Source organism: Streptomyces sp. NPDC007872 (assembly GCF_042868165.1).
GTDB lineage: Bacteria > Actinomycetota > Actinomycetes > Streptomycetales > Streptomycetaceae > Streptomyces.
On sequence record NZ_JBIAEA010000004.1, the window covers coordinates 244,217 to 268,992 of the forward strand.

At 74.6% G+C, this 24,776-nt stretch carries 24 protein-coding genes; 13 read left to right on the forward strand and 11 right to left on the reverse strand.

All coding sequences use genetic code 11. From position 1 onward, the window contains the following. Positions 1-54 precede the first annotated feature (54 nt). Positions 55-405 (reverse strand): winged helix-turn-helix transcriptional regulator, encoded by a 351-nt coding sequence (locus ACFYNX_RS15655; RefSeq protein ID WP_388661869.1) that lies wholly within the window; start codon positions 403-405, stop codon positions 55-57. Between the two features lie 90 nt (positions 406-495). On the opposite strand from ACFYNX_RS15655, the gene ACFYNX_RS15660 reads away from it, so the two are divergent. Then, a complete protein-coding gene (locus ACFYNX_RS15660) occupies positions 496-1,395 on the forward strand; it encodes an NAD(P)-dependent oxidoreductase (RefSeq protein WP_388661871.1) in 900 nt (299 codons plus the stop codon). Between the two features lie 60 nt (positions 1,396-1,455). Here the strand turns inward: ACFYNX_RS15660 and ACFYNX_RS15665 are convergent, their stop codons facing one another. Further along, positions 1,456-2,211 (reverse strand): SIS domain-containing protein, encoded by a 756-nt coding sequence (locus ACFYNX_RS15665; RefSeq protein ID WP_125666281.1) that lies wholly within the window; start codon positions 2,209-2,211, stop codon positions 1,456-1,458. A gap of 150 nt (positions 2,212-2,361) precedes the next feature. Here ACFYNX_RS15665 and ACFYNX_RS15670 point away from each other — a divergent pair, with 150 nt between their 5' ends. Continuing rightward, positions 2,362-3,051, forward strand: coding sequence for a metal-dependent transcriptional regulator (locus ACFYNX_RS15670; protein ID WP_030208665.1), 690 nt, complete (start codon positions 2,362-2,364; stop codon positions 3,049-3,051). 488 nt (positions 3,052-3,539) lie between these two features. Further along, entirely contained in the window at positions 3,540-4,583 is a 1,044-nt protein-coding gene (locus ACFYNX_RS15675; RefSeq protein WP_388661873.1) for an alpha/beta fold hydrolase, read from the forward strand. 28 nt (positions 4,584-4,611) lie between these two features. Here ACFYNX_RS15675 and ACFYNX_RS15680 read toward each other — a convergent pair whose 3' ends face one another. Beyond that, positions 4,612-5,052, reverse strand: coding sequence for a MarR family winged helix-turn-helix transcriptional regulator (locus ACFYNX_RS15680; protein WP_388661875.1), 441 nt, complete (start codon positions 5,050-5,052; stop codon positions 4,612-4,614). A 68-nt stretch (positions 5,053-5,120) separates the two neighbouring features. Here ACFYNX_RS15680 and ACFYNX_RS15685 point away from each other — a divergent pair, with 68 nt between their 5' ends. Beyond that, on the forward strand, positions 5,121-5,495 hold the full coding sequence (locus ACFYNX_RS15685; protein WP_125666287.1) for a cupin domain-containing protein: 375 nt from the start codon (positions 5,121-5,123) through the stop codon (positions 5,493-5,495). A 23-nt stretch (positions 5,496-5,518) separates the two neighbouring features. Here ACFYNX_RS15685 and ACFYNX_RS15690 read toward each other — a convergent pair whose 3' ends face one another. Continuing rightward, positions 5,519-7,426, reverse strand: coding sequence for an MFS transporter (locus ACFYNX_RS15690; RefSeq protein WP_388661876.1), 1,908 nt, complete (start codon positions 7,424-7,426; stop codon positions 5,519-5,521). A gap of 573 nt (positions 7,427-7,999) precedes the next feature. Here ACFYNX_RS15690 and ACFYNX_RS15695 point away from each other — a divergent pair. From ACFYNX_RS15695 to ACFYNX_RS15710, 4 genes are all read left to right on the forward strand, one after another. Next, the gene (locus ACFYNX_RS15695) at positions 8,000-8,992 is read left to right on the forward strand and encodes a hypothetical protein (protein WP_388661878.1); all 993 of its coding nucleotides are present in this window, start codon (positions 8,000-8,002) and stop codon (positions 8,990-8,992) included. A gap of 159 nt (positions 8,993-9,151) precedes the next feature. Next, the gene (locus ACFYNX_RS15700; protein WP_388661880.1) at positions 9,152-9,514 is read left to right on the forward strand and encodes a YciI family protein; all 363 of its coding nucleotides are present in this window, start codon (positions 9,152-9,154) and stop codon (positions 9,512-9,514) included. Next, complete coding sequence (locus ACFYNX_RS15705) at positions 9,511-10,764, forward strand: DUF6596 domain-containing protein (RefSeq protein WP_365543015.1); 1,254 nt, start codon at positions 9,511-9,513, stop codon at positions 10,762-10,764. Before ACFYNX_RS15700 ends, ACFYNX_RS15705 begins: the two co-directional genes overlap by 4 nt. Continuing rightward, positions 10,761-11,198: a GNAT family N-acetyltransferase gene (locus tag ACFYNX_RS15710; protein WP_365543018.1), complete on the forward strand. Its 438-nt coding sequence runs from the start codon at positions 10,761-10,763 to the stop codon at positions 11,196-11,198. The genes ACFYNX_RS15705 and ACFYNX_RS15710 overlap by 4 nt, the downstream gene beginning before the upstream one ends. Here the strand turns inward: ACFYNX_RS15710 and ACFYNX_RS15715 are convergent. After that, positions 11,195-12,019: a TetR/AcrR family transcriptional regulator gene (locus tag ACFYNX_RS15715; RefSeq protein WP_388661882.1), complete on the reverse strand. Its 825-nt coding sequence runs from the start codon at positions 12,017-12,019 to the stop codon at positions 11,195-11,197. The two genes, ACFYNX_RS15710 and ACFYNX_RS15715, sit on opposite strands and share 4 nt — an antisense overlap. Before the next feature lie 180 nt (positions 12,020-12,199). Here ACFYNX_RS15715 and ACFYNX_RS15720 point away from each other — a divergent pair, with 180 nt between their 5' ends. Further along, positions 12,200-13,261, forward strand: coding sequence for a hypothetical protein (locus ACFYNX_RS15720; protein WP_388661884.1), 1,062 nt, complete (start codon positions 12,200-12,202; stop codon positions 13,259-13,261). A gap of 40 nt (positions 13,262-13,301) precedes the next feature. On the opposite strand, the gene ACFYNX_RS15725 is transcribed toward ACFYNX_RS15720, so the two are convergent. The 3 genes from ACFYNX_RS15725 to ACFYNX_RS15735 form a co-directional block, all read right to left on the reverse strand. Beyond that, positions 13,302-14,957, reverse strand: a complete 1,656-nt coding sequence (locus tag ACFYNX_RS15725) for a transporter (protein WP_388661886.1) — start codon at positions 14,955-14,957, stop codon at positions 13,302-13,304. Continuing rightward, a complete protein-coding gene (locus ACFYNX_RS15730) occupies positions 14,957-15,880 on the reverse strand; it encodes an ABC transporter ATP-binding protein (RefSeq protein WP_388661888.1) in 924 nt (307 codons plus the stop codon). Before ACFYNX_RS15730 ends, ACFYNX_RS15725 begins: the two co-directional genes overlap by 1 nt. 81 nt (positions 15,881-15,961) lie before the next feature. Beyond that, the gene (locus ACFYNX_RS15735; RefSeq protein WP_388661890.1) at positions 15,962-16,651 is read right to left on the reverse strand and encodes a bifunctional DNA primase/polymerase; all 690 of its coding nucleotides are present in this window, start codon (positions 16,649-16,651) and stop codon (positions 15,962-15,964) included. Between the two features lie 259 nt (positions 16,652-16,910). Between ACFYNX_RS15735 and ACFYNX_RS15740 the strand changes: the two genes are divergently transcribed. Continuing rightward, positions 16,911-18,293 (forward strand): transcriptional regulator, encoded by a 1,383-nt coding sequence (locus ACFYNX_RS15740; protein WP_365543035.1) that lies wholly within the window; start codon positions 16,911-16,913, stop codon positions 18,291-18,293. 135 nt (positions 18,294-18,428) lie between these two features. Further along, positions 18,429-19,904, forward strand: a complete 1,476-nt coding sequence (locus tag ACFYNX_RS15745; protein WP_388661892.1) for a hypothetical protein — start codon at positions 18,429-18,431, stop codon at positions 19,902-19,904. Between the two features lie 4 nt (positions 19,905-19,908). Here ACFYNX_RS15745 and ACFYNX_RS15750 read toward each other — a convergent pair whose 3' ends face one another. Further along, a complete protein-coding gene (locus tag ACFYNX_RS15750; RefSeq protein ID WP_365543041.1) occupies positions 19,909-21,183 on the reverse strand; it encodes an ABC transporter substrate-binding protein in 1,275 nt (424 codons plus the stop codon). Between the two features lie 227 nt (positions 21,184-21,410). Between ACFYNX_RS15750 and ACFYNX_RS15755 the strand changes: the two genes are divergently transcribed. Together ACFYNX_RS15755 and purU are read left to right on the forward strand one after the other, a co-directional pair. After that, positions 21,411-21,854, forward strand: a complete 444-nt coding sequence (locus ACFYNX_RS15755; protein ID WP_365543185.1) for a hypothetical protein — start codon at positions 21,411-21,413, stop codon at positions 21,852-21,854. 59 nt (positions 21,855-21,913) lie between these two features. Continuing rightward, the gene (gene purU, locus ACFYNX_RS15760; protein WP_388661894.1) at positions 21,914-22,765 is read left to right on the forward strand and encodes a formyltetrahydrofolate deformylase; all 852 of its coding nucleotides are present in this window, start codon (positions 21,914-21,916) and stop codon (positions 22,763-22,765) included. Positions 22,766-22,774: 9 nt separating this feature from the next. Here purU and ACFYNX_RS15765 read toward each other — a convergent pair whose 3' ends face one another. Together ACFYNX_RS15765 and ACFYNX_RS15770 are read right to left on the reverse strand one after the other, a co-directional pair. Next, positions 22,775-24,061: a maleylpyruvate isomerase N-terminal domain-containing protein gene (locus ACFYNX_RS15765; protein WP_388661896.1), complete on the reverse strand. Its 1,287-nt coding sequence runs from the start codon at positions 24,059-24,061 to the stop codon at positions 22,775-22,777. Next, positions 24,058-24,639 (reverse strand): sigma-70 family RNA polymerase sigma factor, encoded by a 582-nt coding sequence (locus ACFYNX_RS15770; RefSeq protein WP_365543049.1) that lies wholly within the window; start codon positions 24,637-24,639, stop codon positions 24,058-24,060. The genes ACFYNX_RS15765 and ACFYNX_RS15770 overlap by 4 nt, the downstream gene beginning before the upstream one ends. Positions 24,640-24,776: the final 137 nt, after the last annotated feature.

The window sequence follows — 24,776 nt, forward strand, 5'->3', positions numbered from 1 at the left end:
GCCGCCCGGGAGAACCTGGTGGCGGGCCCGGACGCGGAAGGAGCGAGCAGGGCCTCAGGAAGCGGTCCGCGCTTCCGTGAGCCGGTCCAGACGCCGGTGGCCCCAGTCCGACAGGGGGCCGAGCAGTGCGGACAGTTCGCGTCCGAAGTCCGTCAGCGAGTAGACCGTCTTCGGCGGCAGGACGTCGTGCGCCTCGCGGTGCACGAGACCGTCCTCCGCCATCTCCCGCAGCGCCTGGGACAGCACCTTCTCGCTGAGCCCGGGGAGCTTGCGGCGCAGTTCGCCGGGCCGGTGCGGTCCGGACTCCAGCAGCCACAGCAGCGACGTCTTCCACTTGCCGTCGATCACGGAGATCGCGGCCGTCACGCCGCAGACGTCCGTGTCCTGGCTCCGGCGGCTCGCCATGCGCGCCCCTCTCCTCGCTCGGTCACCCGCGTACGCGCCCGATGGGACGCGCATGCACCCGATGACATCGATGACAAAGGAAGCACACCCATGTCTTCTTCCCCCGAGCAGCACCCCTCCCGCCCCGCCGTCACGGTCCTCGGCCTCGGTCCGATGGGCCGCGCGCTGGCCGGCGCGTTCCTGGACGCCGGAGTGCGGACCACCGTGTGGAACAGGACCCCGGGCCGGGAGGGGGACCTCGCCGCGCGGGGCGCGCTCGTGGCCGCGAGCGCCGAGGAGGCGGTCGCCGCGAGCCCCCTGACGGTGATCTGCCTGGTCAACTACGACGCCACCGACTCCGTCCTGCGCCGGCCGGCCGTCACGGACGCGCTCAAGGGGCGGACGGTGGCGAACCTGAGCGCCGACGTCCCGGAGCGGTCGCGCGACACCGGCCGCTGGGCGGCGGAACACGGCGTCGGCTACCTGGACGGCGCCGTCATGACCCCGGCCCCGACCATCGGATCGCCCGAGGGCGTCTTCCTGTACGCCGGTCCCGAGCCGCTCTACGGCGAGCACCGGCCGGTGCTCGACGCGCTGGGCGGCTCCCACACGCACCTGGGCGAGGACATCGGCCGGGCCGCTGCGTACGACGTCGCGCTGCTCGACCTCTTCTGGACGTCGATGACGGGGTACGTCCACGCCCTCGCGCTTGCCCGGGCGGAGGGGATCACGGCCCGGGAGTTCGCGCCGTTCGCGGCGGGCATCGCGACGATCCAGCCGCCGCTGTTCGAGGAGTGGGCGGGGGACGTGGACGAGCGTACGTACCCGGGCACGATCAACCCGCTCACCTCGGGTCTTTCGACCATGGAGCACGTCGTGCACGCCGCCGAGACCCACGGCCTCGACGCGAGCGTCATGCGCGCCGCCGCGCTCCTGACCCGCCGCGCCGTGGACCGGGGGCACGGCACCGACGGCTTCACCCGCGTGACGGAGCTGCTGGACCTGCGCTGAGGGGGGCGGCCCGGCTGCGGCGGGGCGGGCCGGGGACGCCCGGTCACAGGCCCGCCCCCGTCACCGGCGGTAGAAGATCCGGTCCCCGTACTCCGTCATCACGCGTCCGTTCCACTCGTGCCCGCCGTCCACGTTCCCCGAGCGCAGCAGCGGCGGCTCGATGCCGCGCCGGACGAGCTCCTCGGCGGCGGCGGCGAGGGTGGCCTGCATGAGGGCGCTGGTGACGACGGTGGACGCGGGCGCGAAGGGGGCCTCGATGCCCTCGTGCGTCAGCTCCGCGTCCCCGACGGCGATCCGGGAGTCGAGGACGACGTCGCAGTGGTCCTTGAGGTACGTCCCCGAGACGTGCCGGGACTTCGTCTCCGTCGCGTACGCCACCGAGGTGACCCCGATGACGGTGAGGCCGAGCGCGCGGGCGTTCATGGCCATCTCGACGGGCAGGGCGTTGCGTCCCGAGAGGGAGATGATGATCAGGACGTCCCCGGCCTTGGCGGGGGAGGAGTCCAGGACCGCGCCCGCGAGGCCGTCGACCCGCTCCAGGGCGGAGCCGAGCGTGGCCGGCATGACGTCGACGCCGACGACGCCGGGGACGGCGAGCAGGTTCATGAGGGCCAGGCCGCCGGCCCGGTAGACGACGTCCTGCGCGGCGAGGGAGGAGTGGCCCGCGCCGAAGGCGAAGAGCCGGTTGCCGTTCGCGACGGCCTCGGCGATCGCCTCGCCGGCGGCCGCGATCTCGGCGGAGTCCCCGTCGCGCACCTCCTGGAGCAGGCCGATCGCGGCGTCGAAGAACTGTCCGGCCAGCTTGCTCTCGCCCATCGCGGCGACTCCTTCTCGTCGTGGTCGCCGCTCACGGTGCGGTCTGGACCATTGCTCTGTCAATACCGCCGCACCCGGGTGAGGCCCGGTTGTCGGTCCGATGCGTCAGAATTGGTGCAGGGCCAGCGCACGACTCATCGAGGGGCACGTATGTCCGGACTGATCGACACCACGGAGATGTATCTCCGCACCATCCTCGAGCTCGAGGAGGAAGGCGTGGTCCCCATGCGCGCCCGGATCGCCGAGCGGCTCGACCAGAGCGGGCCCACGGTGAGCCAGACGGTGGCCAGGATGGAGCGCGACGGCCTGGTGGCCGTGGCGAGCGACCGCCATCTGGAGCTCACCGACGAGGGCCGCCGCCTCGCCACCCGCGTGATGCGCAAGCACCGCCTCGCGGAGTGTCTGCTCGTCGACGTGATCGGCCTGGAGTGGGAGCAGGTGCACGCCGAGGCCTGCCGCTGGGAGCACGTGATGAGCGAGGCCGTGGAGCGGCGGGTCCTGGAGCTGCTGCGCCACCCGACGGAGTCGCCGTACGGGAACCCGATCCCGGGTCTGGAGGAGCTGGGCGAGAAGGCGGAGGCCGAGGCCTTCCTCGACGACTCGATGGTCTCCCTCGCGGACCTGGACGCGAGCGGCGGCAAGACCGTGGTCGTGCGCCGGATCGGCGAGCCGATCCAGACGGACGCCCAGTTGATGTACACCCTGCGGCGCGCGGGCGTGCAGCCCGGCTCCGTGGTCTCCGTCTCGGAGTCGGCGGGCGGCGTCCTGGTGGGCAGCAGCGGCGAGGCCGCCGAACTGGACCCGGAGGTCGCGGCGCACGTCTTCGTCGCGAAGCGCTGAGACGGGGCTCCACCGGAGAGCGGTGGAGCGACGGACGGGGCCGCACCGGGCCGAAGGGCCCGGGGCGGCCCTTTCGCGTGCGCGGCGCCTTCGCGCGTGTGCGGCCGTACGGTGACACCGCCCCGGTTTACGTCGGAATGGCCACGCCCGCCCCTTCGCCGTGCCACGCTGGTACGAGCCGGGTGCGGAGGGGTGGGGGCCATGAGGACGACGGACGACGCCACCGACAACAGAGGACCCCGGCGCCCGTGGGCGCCGGGGTCTGTCCTCCCCGGTCATGACCTGGAGCCCCGAGCTCTCAAGGTCATTCCCTTCGGACCGTTTTTCCCCGAGCGGTCCGCCTCCCGCTCGAAATCTCCCCTCGGTCGCGCCCGTCAATCCTTGAGCGCTGTCACTCGAACGAGGGGTGTTGTGTGGCAGGAGAGCATTTTCGAATGCGAGTTCGATACTCTGGCGAGGTTCGACGGAAAAGAGGGGGTGCCGGAGACATGGCGCGACGACTCGACGTCACCGGGGCCGACGGCGTCCGGCTGACGGCCTGGGACCACACGCCCGGACCCACGGGCGGCGGCATCACGAGCGGCGGCATCGCGGGCAGCGGCATCACGGGCCGGAGCGGCGCTCCCGCCCAAGGCGCCCCCGCCACCCCCGCCCCCGGCGTCGCGGGCATCGTCCCGCAGCCCGGTCCCGGCCGGGGCGCGGTCCCGCGCCCGGGCGGCCGCCCCGCCCCGGAGCCGCCCGCTCCGGACGCCCACCGGGCCCCCGCCCCCGGCGTGTTACTCCTCCACGGACTGATGGGCCACGCCGGGCACTGGGCCCGCGCCGCGAGCCGCCTCACCGGCGGGCACCGGCTCGTCGCCCTCGACCAGCGCGGCCACGGGAGCAGCGGGAAGCCCGCCGCCGGACCGTTCACGCGCGAGGCGTACGTGGCGGACGCCGCCGCCGTCGTCGAGCAGCTCGGCCTCGGCCCCGTGACCCTGATCGGCCACTCCATGGGCGCCCTGACGGCCTGGCAGCTCGCCGCCGAGCGCCCGGACCTCGTCCGCGCCCTCGTCATCTGCGACATGCGCGCCTCCGCCCTCGGCGCGGCCTCGCAGCGCGCCTGGCAGGACTGGTTCCGGTGCTGGCCGGCGCCCTTCCCGTCCCTGGAGGCGGTCCACCGCTGGTTCGGCGACGAGGACCCCTGGGTGGAGACCCCGAACCCGGCCCGGGGCGCCTTCTTCGCCGAGGTGATGGCCGAGCACGCCGACGGCTGGCGCCCGGTGTTCGACCCGGAGCAGATGCTGACCTCCCGCGAGACCTGGGTCCACGACGCCCACTGGGACTCGCTCGCCCAGGTCCGCTGCCCGACCCTCGTCGTCCGGGGCCTGGACGGCGAACTGGGCCGCGCCGAGGCCCAGGAGATGGTCCGGGTCCTCCCCCACGGGGAGTACGCGGAGATCCCCGACGCCGGCCACCTCCTCCACTACGAGCACCCGGACGCGTGGCGCGAGGCCGTGGAGCCCTTCCTGAACGGGGTCCTCACCCCGTAGACCGGGCGGTACGGGCGGCCCGCCCGGCTCACCGGGCGGGCCGGACCGGCCCCGGCGGGGCGAACCGGGCCAGGTCGCCGACGAGTTCGCCGAAGCGCTCCTCGCCCAGGGCCTCCCGCCAGGGCGCGACGGCGTCCCGGGCCGCCCGGTCGGCGGCCCGCGTGGCCTCCCACCCGCTCCCGGTCAGCCCGAGGAGCTTGGCGCGGGCGTCGTGGGGGTGCGGGAGCCGCTCCACGTACCCCTTGCGGACCAGCTCCTCGACGAGCTGGGCGGCGGCCTGCTTGGTCACCCCCAGGTGCGCGGCCAGATCGGCCGTGGTGGCGTCCCCCCGGGAGATCCGGACGAAGGCGAAGCCGTGCGCGGGCCGCAGGTCCTCGAAGCCCTGCCGGGCCACGCGGGTGTGGATCTCCTGCACCAGGTGTCCGGAGAGTGCGAGCACGAGCGAGGAGAAGGCCAGGGCGTCGTCCATGCCCTTGACTATAACTCGACAAGTTGCTTGTCTATATGGACAAGCAGCTTGTCCATAGTGAGGTCGACATGCCCTTCATCCGCAGCACCGACGCCGCCGTGCACGAGATCCACGGCGTCCGCTTCGTCTCCTACGCCCGTACGGACACGGGCAGCCGCGACCTGGCCGCCTGGCGCGGCGAGGTCCCGGCCGGCACGCCCGGCCGGGCCCATGTGATCAGCCGGGAGGAGGTGTTCTACGTCCTCTCCGGCCGCCTGCGCTTCACCGTCGACGGCGAGAGCGCCGAACTCGCCCCCGGCGACGCGGCGGTGGCCCCGGCCGGCTCCGAACTGACGGTCACCAACGCGACCGACCGGCCCGCGCGGATGTGGGTCACCACCCGCACGGGCCTCACCGCCGCCCTGCCCGACGGCACCACCCTCACGCCGCCCTGGGCCGCCTGACCCCGGGCCCCCCGGGCGCACCCTCAGGAGGAGTACCCCAGGGCGGTGTACAGGAGGGCGGCGACGACGTTGGCCAGGGCCACCGCGACGAAGAACCCGGCGTGCGCCCGGCCCCCGCCGCCGGACGACGGGCCCGGGGAGCCGGTCGTCCCGGTCCGCCGCCACACGAAGGCCGCGACCAGCACGCCGGCGGCCGGGAGCAGGACCTCGTTGCCCGTGAAGTGCGGAACGGCCCCGCTGATCGCGGCGATCCCGAGGGCGCCGCACAGCACCCCGGGCCCGTCGGGGCGGACGGCGGTGCGACCCGGGCGGCCGCGCACCAGGACCGCCGCCCCGACCAGGGCGACCACGGCGAGGAGGACCTCGGCGAACAGGATCCAGCGCCAGTACGGGTGGATCGGGAGCAGCCAGAAGACCGTCAGGCCGAGCGCCGGAGCGCCGCCCGCGATCGCGAGGTGGGTCCCGAACGCCCCGCGGCGTTCGCGCGGGTCGGGGAAGGAGGCGGACACCAGGACCGAGGCGGACGACGAGACCAGCGCGGCGAAGGCGCCCTGGAGGGCGCGGCCCGTGGTCCACACGTCGGAGGAGGGCGCCAGGGCGCTGAGGGCGGTGGCCGCCGCGAACCCCGCCAGACCGGCCACCAGCAGCCTCTTGCCGCCCAGGAGGCCGGCGAGGCGGGAGCCGAACGGCAGCAGCACGACGAAGGCCAGCGTGTACGCGATGGGCACGACGTCCAGGTAGACGGTGGAGCTCACCTTCACGCCCTCGCGGGAGATCCCCAGGTCGTCGCCGGCTCCGCTCCAGACCATCGCCTGGTAGGAGAACGCGGCGTCGAACAGCACGACGAGCTGGGCCGGGGCGAGGACCACCAGGCCCCACCACCGCCGGGGAGGGGGAACTTCCGGGTACGGGGTGTGGGCGGGGGCCGTCGGGGCGTACGCGGGCGGCGGGGGCGCCGACGGGACGGTCCGGGCCCGGGGGACGGGCCGCGCGGTGAGGAAGTCGACGGCGGTGGGTACGGGCGCGGGCGCGGCGGGGGCGTAGTCCAGCAGATGGGCGGCGCGGCGGCCCAACTGGGCCAGCACCGACCCCGGCAGCCACTCGCCGTCCTGGTCGCCCGCCGTGCGCGCGGCCACCTCGCGGGGGGTGGGCCGCTCGGCCGGATCCTTGTGCAGACAGGCCCGTACGAGGTCGACGAGCGGCTCCGGTACGCCGGTCGGGTCCGCCTCCTCCTCCGCGATCCGGAAGAGGTGGGCGTTCAGGCCGCTGTCCGTGGCGCCGAAGAGGAGGCGCCCGGTGGAGGCGTGGACGAGGAGCGCGCCCAGGCAGAACACGTCGGACGCCGGGGTGAGTTCGAGGCCGCGCACCTGCTCCGGCGACATGAAGCCGGGCGAGCCGATCAGCATGCCGGTGCGGGTGTGCAGGCTGTCCCCGGCCAGGCCGTCCATCGCCCGCGCGATCCCGAAGTCGATGACGCGCGGCCCGTCCACGGTGACCAGGACGTTGGACGGCTTGAGGTCGCGGTGGATCAGGCCCGCCTCGTGCACGGCCCGGAGGGCGAGGGCGAGGCGGTTGGCGAGGGTGCGGACCGACCGCTCGGGCAGCGGCCCGAAGTCCTCGGCCACGACCGTGGTCAGGTCGGGCCCGGGGATGTACTGGGTCGCCACCCACGGCACGGCGGCCTCGGTGTCGGCGTCCAGGACGTCGGCCGTCCAGGCCCCGCCCACGCGCCGGGCCGCCGCCACCTCACGGGCGAACCGGCGGCGGAACTCCGGGTGCTGGGCGTGCTCGGCCTGGACGACCTTGACGGCGACCGTGCGCCCCAGGTCGGAGCGGCCCAGGTAGACCAGGCCCATACCGCCCGCGCCGAGACGGGCGATCAGGCGGTACGGGCCTATGCGGGAGGGGTCCTCCCCTGTCAGCGGTTCCACTGCGGTGTTCCCCCCGGGCGGCTGCGGAGGTCCCAAACTAGAACAGGGACCGGAGCCGCCGCCGCGGATTGCGGAGGAAAGCCGGGCCCGCCGTCACACGCCGGAGACGAAGGCGGCCCAGGCGGCGGGGGAGACCTCGAAGGAGGGGGGATCGGCGTCCTTGGATTCCTCGGGGAGGGCGTGGCGTACCGCCTGATGGCGTTCACGGACTTCCGGGCGGGACCGATCGTCCGGGAGGCGAAGGGCGCGCGGAACTGTACTTCCTGCTGCCGCCCCGCACGGCGGCGGCGTACGCCTGGCCCGCTCCGGCGCGGGCGCTCAGCGGCAACGGCAACGGCAGGGGCGAGGCGTACGTGGGGATCCCGGCGCTGCACGGGGCGACGCGGCCGCTGGACTGGAGGTCACGTCCGACGCTCGAAGGTCCGTTCGCGGAGCCGGAGTTGTTGCATCAGTTCGTGAAATCTGCTGTACGGTAAATACGTCGTCACGCTCTGTGAAAAGAGCGGCCCCCGAGGGTGCGGCAACACACCTCGGGGGCCTTCACTTCTGGCCCACCAAAGAAAGAAACCAGAAATGCTTCGTCATGTTATCTCTCCCGTTCGATCGTTCACCAAGGCATCGAACGAACTCGTACGCCATCGGCACCTGAACAGCGACGCCAAGGTCCTCCTCCTCTACATCCAGGGCCTGCCCGCCTCCGAGTGCGACAAGCCCCTCGGCGAACACGCCGCCGAACTGGGGCTGTTGCCCCGGGAGTACCAGCGGGCGAAGAAGGCGCTGGCGGCGTCCGGGCTCCTGCACGAGTGGAAGACGCAGGGCCACCGGGGGCGCTGGAGCACCGACCAGCTCCTCTCCAACGTCACCCTGACGCGTGAAGAGGCGGCGGCGGTGCGGAACGGCGTTCCGGTGGAGGAGTCGGAGACCGACGGACCGAGTGGGGCGAACCCGACGGTCGGCCCGCCGACGTCACCGGCACTCGGTCGCTCCAACCCCAAAGACGAAGACTGGGGAAAGACTTCTTCCCACCCACCCACCGAAGAGCCCGCCGCCGAGGCGTCCGCCGTCGAAGAGCCCGTCACCGAAGAGCCCGCCGCCGAGGTGCCCGCCGTCGAGGCGCCCGCTCCCGAAGTCGCGACGGCCGAGCGCCTGTTGCTCTCCCTCCGGCACCAGAGCCGGGACCTGCTGCTCGGTGTCCGGGAGGCCCGGGGCCTGGCCGAGGCGGCGGCGGAGTGGCTGCGGCGCGGGGTGTCGGTCGCGGAGCTGCGGCACGCCCTGACGTCCCACCTGCCCGTCGACGGCGTGCGGTCGGCGGTCGGGTTCCTCCGGCACCGGCTGACGGTGAAGCTCCCGGAGCGCCCCTCGGAGCCGGCCGTGGCCGCCCCGGCCGGGGGCGGGATCGTGATCTGCGAGGGTCCGGGCAGGGAACACACCTTCCGGCAGGTGGCCGACGAGACCCGCTGCGGCCCCTGCCGCCGGGAACGGGCCCGTACGCTGACCGAACCGGTCGGCGGGCCGGTGTCCTGGCGGGACCACTTCGACAAGGTCGCCCAGGGGCTCATCACCTGAGCCGTGCGGCGGTGCGGAGGAGGCGCGGCGGCGGCGCGGCGGCGGCGCGGAAAGAATTTCCGAGAAAAGTCGCCGCCGGATGTAGAAGGCTCGCTCCCGGCTCCGACTGAGGGGTGACAGCGCGCCGACGGGGCGCGCGGGACCGAGGGGACACCCGACATGAAGTACGTCGCGATGATCTACGGCAACCAGGCCAAGTGGGACTCCTTCCCGGCCGAGGCGTGGCCGGAGGCGATCGCCAAGCAGGAGGCGTTCAACCGGAAGTACCGCGAGAGCGGCGAACTCCTCGGCGCCTACGGCCTGGCGGACGCGGCCGCCGCCCGGCTCGTGCGCCGCGAGGACGGCGTCCCGGCGGTCACCGACGGGCCGTACCTGGAGACCAAGGAGTACATCGCCAGCTTCTACATGCTCGACTGCGACAGCCTGGAGCGGGCGCAGGAGATCGCGGCGGACATGCCGTTCGCGGACGTGGATCCGGTGGAGCTGTGGCCGGTGCTGCACGAGTCCGCGGCGGACGCGTGACCACCGCGCACTCCGTCGCCGAGGACCTGCTGCGCGAGCTGGCGCCGCAGGTCCTCGGCGCGCTCGTGCGCCGGTACGGCGTCTTCGACGCGTGCGAGGACGCCGTCCAGGAGGCCCTCCTGGCCGCCGCCCTGCAATGGCCGGAGGCCGGCGTCCCGGAGAACCCGCGGGGCTGGCTGGTCACCGTCGCCTCCCGCAGGCTGGTCGACCAGGTCCGCGGCGACAGCGCCCGGCGGCGCCGCGAGGACGCCCTCGCCCTCGCGACTCCGCAGGCCGCGCTGCTCGACCGCGCCGCCGACGCCGTGCCTGAGGGGGACCGGGACGACTCGCTGGCCCTGCTGTTCCTGTGCTGCCACCCCGCGCTGTCCCCGGCCGGCCGGGTCGCGCTGACCCTGCGCGCGGTCGGCGGCCTGACCACCGCGCAGATCGCGGCGGCCTTCCTGGTGCCCGAGGCGACCATGGCCCAGCGCGTCAGCCGCGCCAAGCAGACCGTCAAGGCGTCCGGGATCTCCCTGGCCGTGCCGGAGGGGGCCGACCTCACCGAGCGGTCGGCCGAGGTGCGGCACGTGCTCTACCTGGTCTTCAACGAGGGGTACACCGCCACGGGCGGCGCCGACCTGACCGTGCCGGAGCTGTCCACCGAGGCGATCCGGCTCACCCGGATGCTGCACCGCCTGACGCCCGACGACGCCGAGACCGCCGGGCTCCTCGCGCTGATGCTGCTGACCGAGGCGCGCCGCCCCGCCCGTACGACCCCGACCGGGGAGCCGGTGCCGCTGGCCGAGCAGGACCGCGGCCGGTGGGACGGGCGGCTCGTCGCCGAGGGGGTCGACCTCGTCAGCCGGACGCTGCCGCGCGGCCGGGTCGGGCCGTACCAGCTCCAGGCCGCCATCGCGGCCGTGCACGACGAGGCCGAGGACGCCGGTGCCACCGACTGGCCCCAGATCCTCGCCCTGTACGACCTCCTGGAACGCTTCGGGCCGAACCCGGTGGTGACCCTCAACCGCGCGGTCGCCGTCGCCATGGTCCACGGCCCGGCCGCCGGACTCGACCTGGTCACCGCGCTGGAGGCCGACAAGCGCATGGCCCGCCACCACCGCCTGCACGCCACCCGCGCCCACCTCCTGGAGCTCCTCGGGGAGCACGGGGCCGCGGCGGCCTCCTACCGCGAGGCCGCCCGCCGCACCGCCGGCGCCCCCGAACGCCGCCACCTCACCGCCCGCGCCCACCGCCTGGAGACCCCGGCATGACCGAAGACCACCGTGCACCCGCCCTGAGCGTGGGGGCCGAGGACACCGAACTCGGCGCGTACCTGGAGGCGCGGCTCGACGCGTACAACCTCGCGGCCACCGGCACCACCCCCGACGACCGGGGCGAACTGTCGGTGAAGGCCGTCGACGCGGAGGGCGTGCTCGTGGGCGGTCTGACGGCGTCGACCTGGGGCGGGCTGCTCTCCGTCGACCTGCTGTGGGTGCGGGAGGACAGCCGCGCCGACGGCTGGGGGAGCAGGCTCCTGAACGCCGCCGAGGCCGAGGCCCGCCGCCGGGGCTGCGACCGGGCCTGCGTCTCCTCGTACACCTTCCAGGCGCCGGGCTTCTACGAGCGGCACGGGTACGTGGAGAAGGGCCGCGTGCCCGGGGTGCCGGGCGGCGCGGAGGACGTGTACCTGTACAAGGAGCTCTAGGAGGCCGGGGGCCGGGTCCCCACGGCCCGCAGGAAGTTGTCCGCGAAGAGTTCGACGGCCTCCTCGTGCGAGGGCAGGTCCGTGACGGACAGGTGGGCGGCCGCCGGGCGCATGAGGAAGTGGGAGGCCAGCGGGCCGAGCATCTGCTGCACGAGCAGGAGCGGGGGGAGGTCGCGGATGCGGCCGGCGGCGATCTCGCCGGTGAACCAGGTCCCCACGCCCTCGACCATGCGCGAGAAGGCGTGCCGGAAGACGCCCTGGACGGCCGGGTCGTCGGGGCGCGCGAGGGCGTCGGCGAACATGGCGGGCACGACGCGCGGCTCGCGGACGAGGGCCTCGGTCAGCAGGCGGTAGAGCGTGCGGATCGTCTCCCGGAGGTCCTCGCGCGGCGCGGCGAGGACGGCCTCGACGTCCAGGATCGGGCTGTAGCGCTCGTACACGGCGTGCAGCAGGCCGTCCCGGCCCCCGAAGGCCGCGTACAGGCTGTGGACGGAGCACTGGGCACCGTCGGCCACCCGTTCCAGCGTGGCCGCGGCGAGGCCGTGCGCGCTGATGAGGTCGGCGGCGGCGACCACGGCCCGCTCGCGCACCGGCTTCTGCCCACCGGGGTCCACCCCGGCGGCGCGCACCGCCTCGTCCAGGGCGCGGCGGGAGCCCCCGAGGCGGCGCATCAGGGTGCTCCGGGAGATCCCGGCCTCCTCGGCGACCGCGAGCAGGGGGACGTCGGCGACGGGGACGTCCCGGGCGCGCGCGACGCGCAGCGCGGCCCGCACCAGGTCGTCGGGGACGGCGTGGGATGACGAATCGCTGAGGTTTGACACATGGATAAGTCTACCCTGTAATCGTGTGTCATGCTGGATGTTCCGTCCGGCTGCCCTGCCGTCCGGCGCGGCGCCCTTCCACGCCCGCTCCCGCGCCCGCTCCCGTTCCCCGCCCTGTCGACCGCCCAGTCCGCTCCCGCCGTGAGAGGCGGCCGTCGGACGGACCGGAAAGAGGTCCCCATGTCCGAGCAGTACCGCACGCCCCCGGCGGAAGCCGTGGAAACCGACGCCCCCCGCCCGGGCCCCGGCACGCCCCGCAAGCTCGCCGCCGTCCTGCTCGGCCTGACCGCCGTGGTCGTCCTGATGCTCTGCGCCTTCGCCCTGCCCAGCGTCAACGGCGGCCCCCACGAGGTCCCCGTAGGGGTGACCGGCCCCCAGGCCGCCGCCGAGGGGCTCAGGGCGAAGCTCGACGGACCCGAGTGGGACGTCACCGTCTACGAGGACACCGCCGCCCTCACCACCGCGATCCAGGAGCGCGAGGTCGCGGGCGGCCTGGCCCTCGGCACCGGCGGGATCGACGTCTACACGGCCACCGCCGGAGCCCCGACGGCCACCGGCGCCCTGACCGCCCTGGGCAACGCGGCGGCGGACCGGCAGCACGTGAAGGCCACCGTCCACGACCTCGTGCCGTTCCCCGGGGACGACCCCCGGGGCGCCGGACTCGCCGCCGCCGGACTGCCGCTGGTCTTCGGCGGGATCTTCCCCGCCGTCCTCCTCACGCGGCTCTTCCCGGGCCACGCGCACCTGCGCACCCGCTTCGCCGGCGTCGTCCTCTTCTCGCTGCTCGCCGGGGCCGCCATCGCCGGGTGCCTCCAGTACGGAACGGGCTCGCTGGCCGGGAGCTACTGGCTCACCGCCCTCGGCCTGGGCCTCGGCATGGCCGCCCTGGCCATGACGTTCATCGGCCTGGAGGCGCTCGCGGGCTTCGCCGGACTCGGCGCCGGGATCGCCGTCATGATGCTCCTGGGCAACCCCCTGTCCGGCCTCGGCAGCGGCCCGTACTGGCTCCCCTCCGGCTGGTCCTCCCTCGGCCAGGTCCTGCCGCCCGGCGCCTCCGGCAGCCTGCTGCGCTCCCTCGCCTTCTTCGACGGCACCGGCGCGGCGGTTCCGGCCCTCACCCTCGCCGCCTGGGTCGCTCTCGGCCTCGTCCTGCTCCTGGTCGCCGACCGCCGGGGCGGGAAGACCCGCCACGACGGAGCGGCGGGGGCGGCGGAGGCCGAGACGCACGCCGTCACGGCCTGACCCCCCTTCGCAGGAAGGGGCGGCCCCGTCCTCCCGGGCCTCAGCCCTTGCTGACCGCCGCCAGGATCTCCGGCAGCCGGTTCGCCGTGCGCGGCGCCGCGAGCCGGAGACCCGCCCAGGTCAGGAGCGCGCCGTAGAGGGCCCCGGCCGGGAGGAGGAGCCAGAGGAGGGCGTGCTGACCGGTCAGGTGCAGGTAGACCGCCGTGCCGATCAGCGGGGCGCACAGCGCCGCCGACACCAGCACGCCGCCGAAGATCGAGATCCAGGCCAGGCCCGCCTGCCCCGGCGCCACGTTCTTGTAGCCGCTGTCCTGAGGGATCGAGTACGGGAAGAGGGCCGAGGCCAGCGCGCCCGTCCCCAGCATCGCGCCGAGCAGCCCGAACGCCAGGCCGAGCCCCTCCGCGAGGAGCCCCCAGTCGCCGAGCACCGCGGCCGTCAGGACCGTCACGACGAGCGTGAACGGCAGGGTGACGGCCAGCAGCGCGAACGCCCGCCCCCGCAGCTCGGCGTACGCGTCGGCCGGCGTCGAGACGGTCTGCGCGACCATCCAGAACGCCGACGTGTCCTGCCCGAACTGGTTGTACATCAGCATGCCGAGCATGAAGGAGGAGAAGCACGCCCAGTAGATCGAGCCCGCGCCCTGGAGCGCGTTGAACAGCGGCACGATCAGACCGACGGCGAGCGAGGTCACCCACGCCGCCTTCGTCTTCGGGTCCCGCCACATGTACCGCAGGCCGCGCTCCATGACCGTGCCCGTGCGCCCGCCCGGCAGGATCCGGCCGAGCAGGCCCGTGCCGCCGTCCTTCCCCCGGGCGCCCCCCTCCGGGGCCGCGCCGATCGTGGAGCCGTCCGGCTCGACCATCAGCCGCACCAGGCTCCGCCGCCACCAGTGCACGAGCCCGGCGAGCGCCGCCGCCGTGAGCAGCAGCCGCGCCGCCGCCACCGCGTACGCGCCCTCGCCCGCCGCGTCCACCGCGCCGATCGCGGCGGCCGGCGGCAGCCAGCCGACGACGGCCGCCGCCGGTTCGACCGTGTCCATCCCGCCGGGCCGGGTGAGCCGCTGGGCCGCGAAGTTCACGACCTGCATGCCGACCGCGATGACCAGACCGCTGAGGAGCGCCAGGTCCCGGCCCCTGCGGGAGGTGAGGAGCCGGATGTTGGCGGCGGCCACGGCCCGCGAGAGCGCCACGCATGTGACCGTCACCAGCGGCACGGCGAGCACGGCGGCGACCGTCCCGGCGACGCCGTGCGCCACGGACAGCGCCGCGCCGAACGCCAGGAACAGCGTCAGTACGGGGCCGATGCCCACGAGCGAGGCCACGAGCAGCGCCCGGACCAGCGGGCGGGGGAGCAGCGGCAGCATCACGAGCCGCGACGGGTCGAGGGTCTCGTCGCCGCTCGGCACGAAGAGCGGCATCACCGCCCACGCGAGCGCGACCACCCCGGTGAGCAGGATCGCGACCGTCCCGGCGTTCTCGTGGCCCCGGACGAGGACGAAGGCCAGCAGCATCCCCGCCGCGAAGAGCACGCCGAAGACGAAGGAGACGACGTACGCGGCGGTCCGCCCGCCCGACTGCCGCAGCCCGTTGCGCAGCAGCGACAGCTTGAGCCGTACGAAGACGGAGGTGAGGGAGGGGACGGCGGGGGCGCCCGTGGGCGCGGGGGCCGGGGCCGGGGCGGAGGCGGGGGCACTCATCACTGCGCCCCGCCCGTGGAACCCGTACCCGTGCCCGTACCGCCCGCGGAGCCCGTACCGCCCCCGCCGGAGCCCCTCGCGGCCGTCGACCCGCCGCCCAGCCAGTCCAGCGAATCCCCCGCCGCCGCGAGCTCGTTCGCGCCCACCAGTTCCAGGAAGGCCGCCTGGAGCGAGGGCGCGTCGCCGCGGACCTCGGCCAGCGGGCCCTGGGCGCGGATCCGGCCCGCCGCCATGACGGCGACCCAGTCGCAGAGGGACTCGACCAGCTCCATGACGTGGCTGGAGAAGACGACGGTCGCGCCGGACGCGGTGTACCGCTCCAGGACGCCGCGGATGGTCTGCGCGGAGACCGGGTCGACGCCCTCGAAGGGCTCGTCGAGGAAGAGGACCTCGGGGTTGTGCAGGAGCGCCGCCGCCAGGCCGATCTTCTTCCGCATGCCGGTCGAGTAGTCGACGACCAGCTTGTGCTGCGCGCCCGTCAGGCCGAGCACGTCCAGGAGCTGGGCGGCGCGCTTGTCGACCTCGGCGCCGGGCAGGCCCCGCAGCCGGCCGCTGTAGGCGAGGAGTTCGCGGCCCGAGAGGCGCTCGAAGAGCCGCAGGCCCTCCGGCAGGATGCCGATGCGGGACTTGACCCGGGCGACCGACTCGGGGCCGGCCCACACGTCGCTCCCGGAGACCAGGACGCGGCCCTGGTCGGGCCGGAGCAGGCCGGTGATCATGGAGAGCGTGGTGGTCTTGCCCGCTCCGTTGGGCCCCACGAGCCCGATGAACCTGCCCGCGGGCAGGTCCAGGTCGATCCCGTGCACCGCGATCTGCTGCCCGAAGCGCTTCCACAGCCCCTCGACCCGCACCGCGGGCACCGCCCCGTCCTCCGGTGCGGCGCCCGCCTTTCCGAACACTCCCTCTGATGCCTGGTCAGGCATGCTGCGTCAGCCCCTCGTTCGTCCCCGTGCTTACGGGCCCCACCTTAGAGGCGGTGCTCGCGGGGCCCCAGGGGCCGGGAGTCAGGACGCGCGCGACGCCCTCGCGTCCGCCGCCTCGCGGCCGCACGCGTACGCGAGGGCGCTGATCAGCTCCTCCGCGTCGGGGAGCCAGCGGTTCGCCGGGGTGGGGCGGCGGGCCCACTGCACGGCGCCCCGGCCGCCGATCCGGGTCGGCGGGGCCGCCACGCAGTGCCCCTCGCCGCGCGTGACGAGGTCGAGGGAGGAGGGGATCCAGCCCAGCTTGCGGACGAGGTCCGGGACCTTGGCGGCGGCGCCCGGCAGGACGAAGAAGTACATGCGCCGGTCCGGGGAGCAGGTCACCGGGCCGAGCGTCAGCTCCATCCGCTCCATGCGGGCGAGCGCGAGGAAGCCGGCCGACTCGGAGACCTCCAGGGCGTCGAAGGTGCGGCCGGTCGGCAGCAGGATCGAGGACCTCGGCTGCTTCGACCACATCCGCCGGGCGCCGGCCCCGCTGCCGGTCGCCTGGGTCGACCAGTCGGGCCGGGACGGATGGGCGCCCGGCAGCGCGCAGTCGTCCGCGCCGCAGGAGCAGCGCTCCCGGCCCTCGGCGGCTTCCAGCCAGGTCCCGGGAAACACGTCCCAGTGCCGCTCTTCCGCGTACCGCACGGCGCTGTCCAGGAGCTGCTCGTTCCGCTGCTCGGGGACGCGCGCGGCCGCCGTGACTCCGATGGTCTCTTCCACGGTGAGCACAACTCCCGGCACCACCCGGGGTTACGGGCGGGGCGGAGAAGCGGGGTGACGCAACGATTCCGCACGCGGGGCGCACCGGTGCACGGGCGGGGGCGCGCGGAGGACCGGGGCGCCGGGAGGGGTACGCACGGGTGGGGACGCCGGTGAGGGCTCACGGCCGACGTGTCCGGTTTCGCGTGTTCACATCGGCATTGACCGGATATCCGCCGGGCAGTGATCCCTTCCCAGTGATCACCCGCACGGCCTCAGGGGGTACTTCATGGCAGCCAGGCCACTCGTTCCGCGTCAGGTCAACGAACGGCTCCGGGCGCTCATCCAGGAGGCGGCCTGCTCCAACGCCGGCCTCGCCCGCAGGGTCAACACGGTCGGCGCGGAGCGCGGCCTCGACCTGCGGTACGACAAGACGTCCGTGGCGCGCTGGCTGCGCGGGCAGCAGCCGCGCGGCCGGGCGCCCGGGATCATCGCGGAGGCGCTGAGCCGCAAGCTGGGCCGCACGGTCACGATCGACGAGGTCGGCATGGCCCACGGCCGGAACCTCGCCGCCGGGGTGGGCCTCCAGTTCGCGCCGACCGTGCCCGGGGCGATCGAGCAGGTCTGCGAGCTGTGGCGCAGCGACGTGGGGCGCCGCGAGTTCCTGTCCGGCTCCGTGGTGGCCGCCTCCGCCCTGGTCGAGCCCAGCCGCGACTGGCTGATCACGGTGCCGGACGCGCACGTGGCACGGACGGCGGGGGCCCGCGTCGGGGTCGCGGACGTGGCGGCGGTGCGGGAGACGACGGCCGCGCTCGTCGACCTCGACCGGCGGTTCGGCAGCGGGCACGTGCGCCCGGTGGTGGTGCACTACCTGGACAGCGTGGTCTCGGGGATGCTGTCCGGCTCGTACCGGGAGGCGGTGGGCCGGCAGCTCTTCGCGGCGGCCGCCCGGCTGACCGAACTCGCCGGGTACATGGCGGTGGACACCGGCGAACCGGGCCTCGCCCAGCGGTACTACATCCAGGCGCTGCGGCTCGCGCAGGCGGCCGGGGACCGGGGCTACGGCGGCTACGTGCTGGCCGCCTCGATGAGCCACCTCGCCGCGCAGCTCGGAAACCCCCGGGAGATCGCCCAGTTGGCGCGGGCGGCGCAGGAGGGGGCGCGCGGGAAGGTGCCGCCGAGGGCGGAGTCGATGTTCCTGGCGGCCGAGGCGCGCGGGCACGCCCTGATGGGCGACGTCCGGGCCTTCGAGGAGGCGGCGGGCGGCGCCGTGCGGGCCCTGGAGCGGGCCGATCCGGAGGCGGGCGACGAACCGGTGTGGATCACCCACTTCGACCACGCGTACCTGGCGGACGAACTGGCCCACTGCTACCGGGACCTGGGGCGCGCGGAGGCGGCGGCGCGGGCGGCGCGGGAGTCGGTCGCCGGGCACCCGGAGACGCGCGCGCGGCGGCGGGCGATCGGCCTCGCCCTGCTCGCGGCGGCGCAGATCCAGCAGCGGGAGGTGGAGCAGGCCTGCCGGACGGGGACGCGGGCGCTCGAACTCCTGGGCACGCTGCGGTCGTCGCGCGGCATGGAGTACCTGGAGGACCTGAGGGACCGTCTCGAACCGTTCGCGGGGGAGGCGGCGGTACGGGAGTTCGGGGTGCGGATGGAGCTGTACGCGGCCTAGGGCCCGTCCGGCGGGGGCGGTGCGGCCCGGTTCCGTGAACCAGTTCTGTAACCGGGCTCACACGTGTGTGCGGACCCCCGGGCCCACCCGGTAGCGTGAACCGACGATTCCGTAGGTCCATCAGTAGGAGTCCCGGTGACGCAGAACGGACAGGGTCCGGAGCCGCAGTACCCGGCGGTGCCCCCCGCGCACGACGGTGCCCACGGGGAAGCGCGGTCGTGGGACGGCGGCTGGGCACCCGCCGGCGGTCAGCCGGGCGGGCGGCCGCTGCCGCCCGCGCAGCCGCTGCCCCCGGAGGCGGCACCGGGCGCCGCCGACATGCAGTCCACGCAGTACCTGGCGCCGATACCCCAGCAGCAGCCGGGCTACGGCTATCCGCCGCCCCAGGCGCAGGCCCAGCAGCCGGGCTACGGCTACCCGCACCCGGCGGCCCCCGCCTCCGACATGCAGGCCACGCAGCACATCGCCCCGGTGCCGGGCGCGATGCCGCCGGTCCAGTCCCAGCAGCAGCCGGGGTACGGCTATCCGCCGCCCCGGGCGCAGGCCCAGCAGCCGGGCTACGGCTACCCGCACCCGGCGGCCCCCGCCTCCGACATGCAGGCCACGCAGCACATCGCCCCGGTGCCGCCGCAGCAGGGCGGCGGGGACTCGACCCAGTTCCTGGGCACGGGCCCGCTGGCGCAGCCGGGCGGACCCGGCCCGGCCGGGGCCTCCGACGCGACCCGGTACATCGCCCCCGTACCCCCGGCCGAGCCCGGCGAGCGGCAGCCGCCCGCCGAGTTCGACAGCCTCTTCCGCACGGAGGCGCCCCGGGCGCCCCAGCAGCCGCAGGGCCACCGGACGCCGCCCCCGGCCCCCGGCCCGTACCAGCAGCAGCCCCCGCAGCACCAGCAGCAGCACCAGCCGCCGCAGCCCCCTCAGCAGGGGTACGCCTACCAGGACGCCTACTACGACGACGAGGAGCCCGCGCCGCGCCGCAAGTCGCCGGTCGCGCTGATCGCCGCCGTCGTCGTCGGCTGCGCGGTCGTCGGCCTCGGCGCCGGGGCGCTGCTCAGCGGCGAGGACGAGAAGAAGGAGCCCGAGAAGAGCGGCTCGACCGTGGCGGCGACCTCCTCCGCGACCCCCGGCGGGCAGCCCTCGCAGAAGCCGGCCGACCCGGCGGAGCCGCAGGCGCGGGAGCTGGGCAAGCTCCTCGCGACCAGCAGCGACAGCCGCGACACGGTGATCAGCTCGGTCGAGTCCGTCAAGCAGTGCAAGAACCTGGACCAGGCCGCCGCCGACCTGCGGGGCGCCGCCGAGCAGCGCCGGGGCCTGATCACCAAGCTCCAGTCGCTGTCGGTCGACAAGATCCCGGACAACGGCCGGCTGACCGCCGCGCTCACCGAGGCGTGGAAGGCCTCCGCGTCCGCCGACGACCACTACGCCGCCTGGGCCGACCAGATGAAGACGAAGAGCGGCTGCAAGGACGGCAAGTCCCGCTCGACGAACCACCTGGCCGCGGCCAACAAGGAGAGCGGGACCGCCACCAAGGCCAAGAAGAGGGCGGCCGGGCTGTGGAACCCGACCGCCGAGAAGTACGGGCTGGAGAAGCGCGCTTACACCCAGCTCTGACGGGTCAGGAGACGCCGAGGAGCGTCTCCCCGACGTCGACGAAGCCGGGCCTCTGCGCCACCAGGCGCCCCTGGCGGACCACCTGGAAGGTCACCTGGTGGTTGACGATCCGGGGGAAGCCGGAGGCGCCGAGCAGGTCCGTGTACTTCCAGCGCAGGGCCGGGGTGAGGCCGCCGGTGTCGATCCGCTCGCCCCGGTCGAGGGCGTGGGCGATCTCCGTCGGCGTGATCCGGTCCCGGTCCAGGGCCTCCACGACCTCCTTGAGGACCGTGTACGCGATCCAGGTGGTCTGGACGCCGGTGTCGGCCGGATCGACCCGGTTGTCGACGAACGCGTACTCCTGCACGACCTCGCGCATCGGCGCCCAGCTCTTGTCGGTCGCCTCCGGGTACCAGCCGGTGACGAACGCGCCCTCGAAGGGGCTGTGGGCGCCGCCGGTGCGGTCGATCACGGGCTGGTCGACGCTGCCGAGGACCGAGGAGATGCGGACGCCGCCGCCCTTCCCGTCCCTCCCGCGCTTCTCCTCCTCCGGCAGGCGGCGGAAGGAGTCGAAGAAGGTCTGGGTGCGCTCGCCGAGCACGGCGGTCACGCAGCCGTCCCCGCCCTCCGCCCCGGACCTGGCCCGGTCCGCCTGCCGGGTGTACTCGGCGGCGTCCTCGGCGGCCGGGATGTCGACGGCGCCGCCGTGCTTCGCCCGGTGCAGGCCGGAGTCGAGCAGGGCGGGGAGCTTGTCCCCGGTGACGTTGTCGGGCCGGACGAGGGAGACCTTGTCGCAGATGCCGGCGAGCTGCACCCCGTGCCCGGCGACGAGGGAGGCCTGTCCGCCGTTGACGGGGTACGAGAGCGGGCTGGTGAACTCGTCCTCCGTGACGCCGTAGCCGCCGATGTACGGGATGCCGGCCGCCTCCAGGGAGCCCATGAAGACGCGCCCGTGCTGGCTGTACGAGCCGACGACGGCGACCGCCTCCTCGTCGATCGCCCGGCGGGCGCACTCGGCGGCGCCCTCGGAGGTGTTGCGTTCGTTGCAGGTGAGGACGCGCAGTTCGTGGCCGTCGATGCCGCCCCGGGCGTTGACCCAGCGGGCGAAGGTCTGCGCCATGGCGGGCATGCCGGGCATGTTGGTGGCCTTGGTCCGGTCGGGGGCCCAGGTCATCACGGTGAGGGGCTCCCTGGAGCCCCCCGTGGCTCCGGGGAGCACGCCGCACCCGGTGAGCAGCGACGCTCCGGTCGCCGTGGCCGTGACGTACGCGAGGAGTGGGGTCAGTCGCCTGCCGGTCATGGACACGACACTTCCTCCCCAGGGGTAACGCGGGAGTGAGTGCGGGTCGACGGTGGGTGACGGGAGGGTGAATTGCGGGGGTCGGGCGGGGGTGGCTCCGCTTGCCGGACAGGGGAACGTACGATCGAAACGTGTCCAGTCCCGCCATCGACCCCGCCACCGGTCCGGTCCCCGGTTCGGTCCCCGGTTCGGGGAACCCTTCCCGTCGCGGCCGTCGCTCCTCCACCATGGGCGGCATGCCGCTCAACGACATGCCGTGGTGGCGCTGGCGCAGCAACGTGCGCTCGGCGCTGCACATGCTCTCCGACCCCGCGTTCCACGAGACGACCTGGCTGGCCGGCCGGGAGGGGTACGGCGACGTCACCGACGCCGTCTACCGCCTGGTCGAGGAGACCTGGCTCGACAACTGGTCCGCCGAGAAGTACGTCGGCGCGATCTTCCGGGACTCCGGCGAGGCCGCCCTCGTCGACGTCGCCGTCCTGCGGGTGCTGCGCATCCTGCACCAGGTCGGACCCGACGCGCCCGTCTCCGCCTACCTGGAGCACCAGGGCTGGCCGGAGGCCGTACGGGCCGCCCGCGAGGCCCACGTGCGCCTCGCGCTCGCCGACGGCGAGGACCCCGATGCGCCCCCGCGCTCCCTCGACCTGCTCCGTATCATGACGCGGTCCTGAACCGGTCCGCCTGACGGACGGTGCGCCTCGCCCCCGGCCGGGTGTGGCAGGCTGGCGGGATGACCGACCAGTACGTCCTCACCCTCTCGTGCCCCGACAAGCAGGGCATCGTGCACGCCGTGTCGAGCTACCTCTTCATCACGGGGTGCAACATCGAGGACAGCCGGCAGTTCGGAGACCGGGACACCGGTCTCTTCTTCATGCGCGTCCACTTCTCGGCCGAGGCGCCGGTGAACGTCGAGAAGCTGCGGGCCAGCTTCACGGCGGTCGGCGACGCCTTCGGCATGGAGTGGCAGATCGACCGGGCCGACCGGCGCACGCGGGTCGTGCTCATGGTGTCGAAGTTCGGGCACTGCCTGAACGACCTGCTGTTCCGCTCCCGGATCGGGGCGCTGCCGGTGGAGATCGTGGCCGTGGTCTCCAACCACACCGACTTCGAGGAGCTCGCCGGCTCCTACGGGGTGCCGTTCCGGCACATCCCCGTCACCAGGGACACCAAGGCCGAGGCCGAGGGCAAGCTGCTCGACCTCGTCCGCGAGGAGGACGTCGAGCTGGTCGTCCTCGCCCGCTACATGCAGGTCCTCTCCGACGACCTCTGCAAGCAGCTCTCCGGCCGGATCATCAACATCCACCACTCCTTCCTGCCGAGCTTCAAGGGCGCCAAGCCCTACCACCAGGCGCACGCCCGGGGCGTGAAGCTGATCGGCGCGACCGCCCACTACGTGACGGCGGACCTCGACGAGGGCCCGATCATCGAGCAGGAGGTCGAGCGGGTGGGCCACGAGGTGACCCCGGACCAGCTCGTCGCGATCGGCCGCGACGTCGAGTGCCAGGCCCTCGCCCGCGCGGTCAAGTGGCACGCCGAGCACCGCATCCTGCTCAACGGCAGCCGCACGGTCGTCTTCGCGTGACCCCTCGCCTCACAGGCGGCTGAGGGACGCCGCCGCGGCCAGGACGTCGCGGATCGCCTCGCGGTCGCCGTCCTGGCCCGCCGCCGCTTCCGCCGGGGAGACACGGCCCGCCACGAGCTGGCAGAACTCGACGCCCTCCATCGCGACCTGGGCCACCGCCTGGCCGGGGTCGCCGATCGCGGCCGGGGAGTCCAGCGCGATGTACCAGTGACCGCCGCCCGCCCCCTCGACCTCCAGGTGCAGCGAGCGGCCCGGCGCGCCCGCCGCGACCAACTGCCGGGCGGGCGCGGCGAGACCGGTGCGGCGGCGGCCGGCCAGGGCCGCCGGGAGCAGCCGCGTCGCCAGGTCGATCATGTCGTGCAGGTGGGCGCCGCAGGGCGGCTCGTACGGGTACGCCACCGCGTTCGCGATGTCGTCCGCGTGCAGCCAGCACTCGAAGGCCCGCTCCAGGAGCGAGTCCCGCAGCGGCAGCGCGAAGTCCTTGTAGGTGACCGTGAGGTCGGCCACCCCGCGCCCGGCGAAGGAGACCGTGCGGATCAGGGCGTGGCTCTGGTCCCGCCAGGGCTCCCGCAGGGCCCGGCCCGGCGGCCGCTCCAGACCCGACCAGAACGCCTCGGTCCGCTCGGACGGCGACAGCTCGGGCGTGCCGGCGCCCAGCGGGTCGTCGAGGCCGAGGGTCCCGGCCACCAGGCCGTCCACGGCGAAGAGGTGGCCGATGACCCCGGCGACGGTGGCCTTGCGGCGCACCTGCCGCTCCTCCTCGTACCACGTGAGCCGCACCGGCGCGTGCCACTCGGCGTCGCCGATGTCCCGCAGCAGCGCGTCGAGCCGGGCGGTCTCCGCGTCGTACGGCGTGACCCAGTCGGGGATCGGGATGCGGGCCGGGCGGCGGCCCAGACAGTTCTCCAGGACCCGCGAGCGCAGCAGCGGGTCGAGGTCCAGGTCGCGGTCCCGGTGGAGCAGGGCGACGGCGTCGCGCAGCCGCAGCGCCTCGTCGGCGCACGGGCCGCACTCGGTGAGGTGCGCCTCGACGGCCGCGGTCTCCCCGGCGGAGCACGCGGAGAGCGCCCAGGCCCCGAGCAGGGACTTGAGCACGCCGTGGGAGAGGACGGGCACGTCCGGCGCCTCCCCTCCCGGCTCCGCCGCCGGCCCTCCCGGCTCCGCCGCCTCCCCTTCCTCCGCCACGTCCGGTTCCGGCCTTCCCGTCAGGTCCGCGTGGTCGTCCGCCGACGGGCGGGGGCCCGGTGTCCGGGGAGCGCGCGCGACGCCTTCCGCGCCCTCGTCCGCCGCGGTCACAGGGCCCGTCCGTAGCCGGGCGGGGAGGCCCCTCCGAGCGGCCGGGTGTTCGCCGTGGAGAGCAGTTGGAGGCCGAGCCGGAGGCGCCGGCGCGCCTCGTCCTCGGTGACCCCGAGGTCGGCGGCGGTCTGGCGGTAGTCCCGCCGCTGGAAGTAGGCGAGTTCGAGCGCGGCCCGCAGCGGCGCGGGCATCGACGTCACGATGTAGTCGGCGCGGGCCGCGATCGAGGCCCGGCGCACCTTCTGCTCCAGTTCCTCGGAGGAGCCGAGCCCCGTCTCCGCGTACGCCGTCGTCTCCGCCTGCCGCAGCCGGTGCACGGCCTGCCGCTGGGCGAGTCCGGCCACCCACGCGCGCATGTTCCCCTGCCGGGGGTCGTACGCGTCGGGGTTCTCCCAGATGTAGCCGAAGACCTCGCGGGTGATCCGGTCGGCCGCGTCGTCGTCGTCGAGGACCCGGTGGGCCAGGCTGTGCACCAGCGCGGCGAACCGGTCGTACAACTCCCCGAGGGCGGCGGCCTCCCCGCGCGCCAGCCGCTGCTGCATCCTGCGGTCCCAGCGCGGTGGTGTGTCCTTCGCCATCCGACCCTCCACCCCTGCCGACCCTGCGGTTCCCCTCCAAAGTAGTGCGCCGTGCCGAGAACGCACTCCCGTTTGCCGCAAGTGCGCCCTTGACGGGGGCCCGGATGATAAGGAAAGCGTCATCCCCCGGTGCGCCG